The organism is Agathobaculum faecis (genome assembly GCF_014287995.1).
Taxonomy (GTDB): domain Bacteria; phylum Bacillota; class Clostridia; order Oscillospirales; family Butyricicoccaceae; genus Agathobaculum; species Agathobaculum ammoniilyticum.
Window position 1 is genome coordinate 25,756 of the sequence record NZ_JACOPL010000019.1, and the last position, 6,291, is coordinate 32,046.

Sequence of the window (6,291 nt, forward strand, 5' to 3'; positions counted from 1 at the left end):
ATGACCGGAGCAGAACTGCACAAGCGGCTCAGCGAGCCGTTTGCGGCCGCGGACGTGGAGTGGCGCGTGACCAAAACGCGAAACTCGAACAGCGAAGGGTTGGCCGTGGCATTCATAGACAGCCGCGCGATCCAGAACCGGCTGGACGATGTGGTTGGGCCGTTTTTCTGGCGCACGAGGTTCATCCCGTGGCACCAGTATGTGCCCAGGCCGGGCAAATACGAGGACCCGTCCGAAGCGCCGAAAGCGCCCGTCTCCTCCCAGCTCTGCGGGCTCTCCATCTATGATGCGGAGCGCAAAGAGTGGGTGGAAAAGGTGGACGGCGCGGAGAACACGGATATCGAGGCCATCAAGGGCGGTATCTCGGACAGCTTCAAGCGCGCGTCCGTGCTCTGGGGTATCGGCCGGTATCTATACGAGATCCCGGCTAAGTGGGCGTCCCTGGACAAGTACAAACAGATCGCCCGCCCGGCGGACTTAAACGCGTACTATGAGGAGCAGCTGCAAAAGCTGGGGCTGGCCTCGGCGCAGCCGCCCAACACAGGCAATGCGCCGGCGGGCGTCTATGCGGTACGCAGCCTGCAGCCCGCACCCGTGCAGGGCTATCCGGCTGCAGCGTGGGTCGATCTGGTCACGCCGGCGGGCCGCGCGTTCAAGGTATTCAGCCTTGGGGCAAAGCCTGGGCTGGCAAACGGCGTGCGGATACAGGGCGCGAAGATCGTGCGGCGCAGCGGCGCCGGCGGGACGTACTATGAGTTGCAGGACTATCAGCCTGCCGCGTGAGGGAACGGAGGAAAAGATGAAGCAGGATACCTATTATGAATATCTGGACGGGCTGCGGGACAGCGGGCTTATTAATATGTTCGGCGCAGCAAAGTATCTGGAACGCGAATTCCCTGAGCTGACGCAGACGGATGCAGCTTCTGTCCTGCGCAGCTGGATGAACCGTTTTGCACAAGGGGGCGTGTGCTAATGGCGCAGATCGCTTCTCTGCAGATTGAACAGCTGGCCGTTACCGGCTTCGGCTGCTTTGCAGACGAACACAGCTGGACGTTCGGCCGCAGGACGGCCGTCACGGGCCACAACTACCAGGGAAAGTCCACGGTCGCGGACGCGATCGCCTATGCGCTCACCGGCGCGCCGTACTTCGGCGGACGCGATCTGGACCGGCTGCAGAACGGGTCGTCTGCGGGCATGCGCGTGGAAGTCACCGTGCGCACGGAGGGCGGCCAGACGCATGCCATCCGCCGCGGGCGGCACGAGGGGAAGACCTTCGTATCACTGGACGGCGTCCTGATGACACAGGAACGCTTCGCGGAGCGGTTCGGCAGCCGCGACCTCATCCTCTCCCTTCTCAATCCCCTGTACTTTGCAGAGGTACTCGGCGGGGACGGGCGGAAGCTGATCGAGCAGTACCTGCCCGCTGTGCCGCACGAAGCGGTGATGGAAAAGCTGAGCGAACACATGCGCGGCATCCTCGGGGACGACCGGCTGGAAATGCCGGAGGTCTACCTGAAAGAGAAGCGCAGCGAGCTGAAGGAGCTGGAAAAGGACCGGCTGGTGCTGGACGGCCAGATGCAGCAGACGGACAGCCAGCGGGCAAGGCTACAAAAGGAGCTGGACGAAAAAAAAGCCCTGCTTGCCCACACCGCTGCAGCGCTGGCGCCGCTCGTGCGCAAACAGGAAGCGCAGGACTGCTCCGCGGTGGATGCAGAGATCGCGAGGCTCAGCGCGCAGTACGATGCGGTGCAGGACGGACAGGCGGATGACCGCCGCGCGGCCCTGCAGGCAGAGCTGGATGCGGTACGGGAGCGGGATTTTGCCTTTCCCGGTACGGCGCAGCTGCGCCAGATGCAGGCACAGCTGCAGGCATTGTACGGCAGGTATAGTGATGAAGCCGGACGGCTGCAATATTTGCAGACGCAGGGCGTCTGCCCGACCTGCCTGCGCCGCATCGATGCGGCCGGTTTCCCTGAGATACAGGCAGCATTTACAGACCGCCTGCAGAAGATCCAGGCAGACGGCACTTCCCTGCGCCAGCAGGCACAGGCGCTTGCCGTGCAGGAGGTGCAGGGCAGGCAGCAGTTCGAAGCCTGGAAGACCGGCGAGACCGCCCGCCTTGGACAGGCGCTCGCTGCGGCGCAGGCGGAGGACGCCGCGCAGCAGCGGGACAGCATCAAGGCGAAGATCAAGGCGCTGTCCGCCCAGCGGGTGTTTGGCGGCCTTTCCGCCGAAGAGGCGCAGCAGTACCAGACCCTGTACCATGAGCAGGGCAAACTGGAGAGCGAAATGGAGCAGATCCAGAAGCTGCTGGACAGCCTGCCCAGGGGGCAGAAGGAGGCCCTGGACAAGCTGGACGATGAAATTCGCGCAGTAAACGACAAGATAACGGCGGCAAAAGCCTGCCAGTCCGAACGGGCGGCGCTGCTGTTTGCACCGGTGCAGATGCACAGGGCCGGCCTCAAGCTGTATGAGCCGATGAAGGAAAGCGGCGAGCTGCGGGACGTGTTCAAGCTGACCTGGGATGGCCGCGACTATGTCCGGCTCTCCCTTTCCGAACGCGTCCGCTGCGGGCTGGAGGTCGTGGAGCTGTTATCCAGGTTATCCGGCAAAAGCTATCCGCTGTTCGTGGACAATACGGAGAGCCTGTGCGACCTCGGCGCCGCGCAGCACGGCGGGCAGATGATACTGGCCCGCGTCGTACCGCGGCAGACGCTCCAGGTGAAAGCGCTGGACGAGCCGCAGCGGAAAGCCGGGTGACGGGATGGGCTATAAGACCTTTCCCATCCTGCCCACGGCGCGCAAAAGCGGCCTGCCGGTGGAGGGCAGCGGGCAGCGGCAGGTGCATATCAACTGCCCGTTCTGCGGGGACCGCAAGCGGCGGCTGTACCTGTACACGGACACGGACCAGTACCACTGCTTCCACTGCGGGGCGCACGGCAATGCTGTTTCGCTGTACGCGAGACGCACGGGACTTTCCTACAGGGACGCCTACCACGAGTTGCTGGGGGACAGCGTGATCCACTTCCCCCGTCCGGCCGTGCAGCGCCCGACCGAACGCGAACCCGCGCCGCTTGACCGGCGGGACGCGGTGTACCGCGCCATGCTGGGGCTGCTGCCCCTGTCTGCGGCGCACCGAGATAACCTGCTCGCCCGCGGCCTGACCGACGCTGCCATCCGGCAGAACGGCTACCGCACACTGGGGAGCGGGAAGGAGCTGCGCGACCAGATCGCCGCGCAGCTTTCCGCCCGCTTTGACCTGAACGGTATCCCCGGCTTTTTCTACAAACTGGGCGCGTGGCGGACGTGCGCATACAGCGGCCTGCTGGTCCCGGTGCGCGCGGCGGACGGCCGTGTGCAGGGTATCCAGATCCGGCGCGACGATGCGGAACGCATGAAGTACGCGTGGATGTCCAGCGCGGGCAGGCCGTATGGGACAGGCGCGCGGAGCTGGGTGCATGTCGCCGGTGACCGCAGCCGGAAGGAAGCGGTGATCACAGAAGGGCCGATAAAGGGCGATGTGTCCAGCTTCCTGACGGAAGGGACGCTTTTCGTCTGCGTCCCCGGCGTGAATGCAGTCTCGTTCCTGGCGGATACGCTGAAGGAACTCCGCGTCTCACAGGCATGGGAGGCGTTCGACATGGATAAGCGCTGCAACCCGCAGGTGCAGGCGGCGGTTATTCGCCTGCGGCTGGAACTGAAAAAAGCCGGCGTCCCCTGCCGCACGATAGCATGGGATCCGGCCTGCAAGGGCATAGACGATTTTCTGGCGATGAAACGAAGCGCATAAAGGAGGATTTGCATTATGACAAACAATACGAACGGCTTTATGGTAGTGCAGAACAGTACGGACGAAAGCCGGCTGCTGGGCAAATTCCTGTATTACTCGCTGGCCGATGTGCTGGTGGAGCAACGCGATTTCGAGCGGATCTGCGCGGCGCTGGGCTTCCCGTATGCCGGGCGGCGCATCTCGGAGGTGGACGCTTTCCGGAATGCGACCGGCCGTGTGACGCGGCGGACCGTGTCCGGCTCCGGCGGCGCACAGGAGATCTTCCGTATCTACTGCCGCGACAACCAGCGGGACGGGAACCTTTATTCGCGCGAGCTGGTGCGCGAGACCGTTGGCCTGCGGACCAACCGGTATGAGAAGCTGGCCAACGTCTGCTATGACAGCGGCGCCGGTATGATGTACCACGATACCGTGCAGGGCGACCCGCTGTTGGATGTTGACCAGCTCTGCACGGACATGGAGCAGAAATTCGGCGTGTTCCGGAACTGCCTGGGCCGCAGCCAGATAGACACGGTACTGCTGCACTATCTGAAGGCACTGGACGCGCTGCCGGTCTCGGTCTATGGCAGGCTGTATTTCATCCCGCGGGACAAAATGCACCAGGTTGGCCTGTTCGAGGACCTGATAGAGCAGCTGAACCATGCCAACCGGAACGACAAAGCGCTGGTAGTGAACAGCTTCTTTGTGGCTGACGATGCAAAGCAGCGTGAAAAGATGGCCGGCGAGTTTTATGCACTCGCACGCAGGGAGGCGCAGGAGTACCAGGAGAAAGCAGCTTACCTGATAGACAGCGGCTGCCAGAGCGCGGCCATCATGGAGCGCTGGATCCGTCGTATTGAAGATCTAAAGGAGAAAAAGCAGCGCTACGAGGCGCTGTTCCAGAAGGAGCTGACGGAGACAGACGAGGAATTTAATTCCCTGCAGCTGTACCAGCAGGAATTGCAGATACGGGCTCAGGGGATACGGGCTTTGAAAGCAGCCTGAAAGCACACTCTATTTATAGTGTATACCGAAAGGAAAGGCGTGCTTATGCACGCCTTTCCTGAATATATGTGCTATTTGTATTTTTGGTGATTTAGCTAAACCGGCTTTAAAAGGTTGCTTGTAACTGGATAGGCATGCCCGATTATTTTCAACCCAAGCAATCAAACAGCTTTTAATACGCGTGGATCTGCATTACTAAGTATGGATGTTATACCATACTCTCATATAATGATAACGCTTGTATTTCACGCCTAACTTGAAACAACCAAGTAGAAGTGATAAAATAAGCAAAAGTGCTATAAGGAAGCGGAGGGATACACTATGAAAAAATTAATTTCCGTTAGTTTAGCTTTTTTACTAACTTTTACATGTTCACTTGCCGCACCATCTTCATGGGCAGAAAACGATTGCGATGAAGCCGTTAAACTCGGATTAGTTCCTGATCATTTGCAGAGTTCATATCAACAGCCTATCACACGCGAAGAATTTTGTGAAATGGCAATCTCTCTGTTAAACGTATGTGGATTAGATCTTTCATCTATAGATACATCGCATTGCTATTATGCTGATACCAACTCTAAATATGTTCTACAGGCAACAGCTTTGGGAATAGTAAACGGTGTCGGCGGTACCGGAACGACTTCTCTATTCGCCCCAAAGAAATTAATCACACGTCAAGAAGCTGCTACCATGCTATAATGAAAAGCGTCAATATCGGCGCGGTGAGCGCGGATATGCTGTCCGATGTGGGCGGTATGGCGTTTAATAACAGCCAGAGCCGCAAAAAGCAGGCATCCTCTTTCCTCCATCAAGCCCTATTACCTCTGCGTATATTATACCTCCAGCCTATACAGAACAAGCATTGACCAGACAAGAACGTGTCTATATTTTTTTCAATGAGGGGCTTTGTCAACACTCCCAGAGGCAAGTACCCTGCCAAGTCACCGCGGATTTTGTCGGTGCGGGTTATATTTCCCTGTTTTTTTCAGGTATTTGCTGAACTATGGGAAATCCACTCGGAAAAGGTCGGATAAAAAAGGGGCGCGAATGTCGCAAATGACATTCGCGCCTCTTTTCGCCTGTGGTGCTATTCGGTTCTGGCCGCTTCTCCTGTTGGGGGAGTTTCCATAAGCGGCCTCGGTACAGGGGACAAGCCCCCGGAGGTCAAATTAACTCCAGCTTTCCTCAGCCGTGTTGGAGTCTCTGGTGTAATCGTGTTCCGTGGAAGCCTCCACCACGTCGTAGAACGCCCAGTGGCTTGCAGGCACATCAGGGAAGCGAGTACCTGCTCCGTCGTCCACCGCGCTGCGGTCTGCAATGCGGGCCAGCATCCGGTTGATGATGGCCGCCGTCTCCGCACGGCCAATAGGCTGCTCAGGCCGGAAAGTGCCGTCCTCGTAGCCGTTAATCCAGCCGTAGCTTACCGCCGTCTGCACAGCCCCGCGATACCATGCGTCCGCAGGCACATCAGGGAACGTAAGCGCCTTGTCGGTGCTGGCCCTGGCGAAACGGGCCGC

7 protein-coding genes are annotated in these 6,291 nt (G+C 59.5%); 6 read left to right on the plus strand and 1 reads right to left on the minus strand.

Annotated features, from left to right (window positions below; all coding sequences use genetic code 11):
* From H8S45_RS14035 to H8S45_RS14060, 6 genes are all read left to right on the plus strand, one after another.
* Positions 1-783, plus strand: a complete 783-nt coding sequence (locus H8S45_RS14035) for a Rad52/Rad22 family DNA repair protein (RefSeq protein WP_186950267.1) — start codon at positions 1-3, stop codon at positions 781-783.
* Complete coding sequence (locus H8S45_RS14040; protein ID WP_186950269.1) at positions 752-973, plus strand: hypothetical protein; 222 nt, start codon at positions 752-754, stop codon at positions 971-973. The genes H8S45_RS14035 and H8S45_RS14040 overlap by 32 nt, the downstream gene beginning before the upstream one ends.
* Positions 973-2,760 (plus strand): AAA family ATPase, encoded by a 1,788-nt coding sequence (locus H8S45_RS14045; RefSeq protein ID WP_186950271.1) that lies wholly within the window; start codon positions 973-975, stop codon positions 2,758-2,760. The genes H8S45_RS14040 and H8S45_RS14045 overlap by 1 nt, the downstream gene beginning before the upstream one ends.
* Before the next feature lie 4 nt (positions 2,761-2,764).
* Positions 2,765-3,790 (plus strand): DUF3854 domain-containing protein, encoded by a 1,026-nt coding sequence (locus H8S45_RS14050; protein ID WP_186950272.1) that lies wholly within the window; start codon positions 2,765-2,767, stop codon positions 3,788-3,790.
* Positions 3,791-3,805: 15 nt separating this feature from the next.
* Positions 3,806-4,774 carry a DUF6744 family protein gene (locus H8S45_RS14055; protein ID WP_054327051.1) on the plus strand — a complete coding sequence of 323 codons (969 nt, stop codon included), beginning with the start codon at positions 3,806-3,808 and terminating at the stop codon, positions 4,772-4,774.
* A 321-nt stretch (positions 4,775-5,095) separates the two neighbouring features.
* On the plus strand, positions 5,096-5,473 hold the full coding sequence (locus tag H8S45_RS14060; protein ID WP_082397014.1) for an S-layer homology domain-containing protein: 378 nt from the start codon (positions 5,096-5,098) through the stop codon (positions 5,471-5,473).
* A gap of 470 nt (positions 5,474-5,943) precedes the next feature.
* Here the strand turns inward: H8S45_RS14060 and H8S45_RS14065 are convergent.
* Positions 5,944-6,291: S-layer homology domain-containing protein (locus H8S45_RS14065; RefSeq protein WP_186950274.1), on the minus strand; the 348-nt coding region annotated here is incomplete at its 5' end.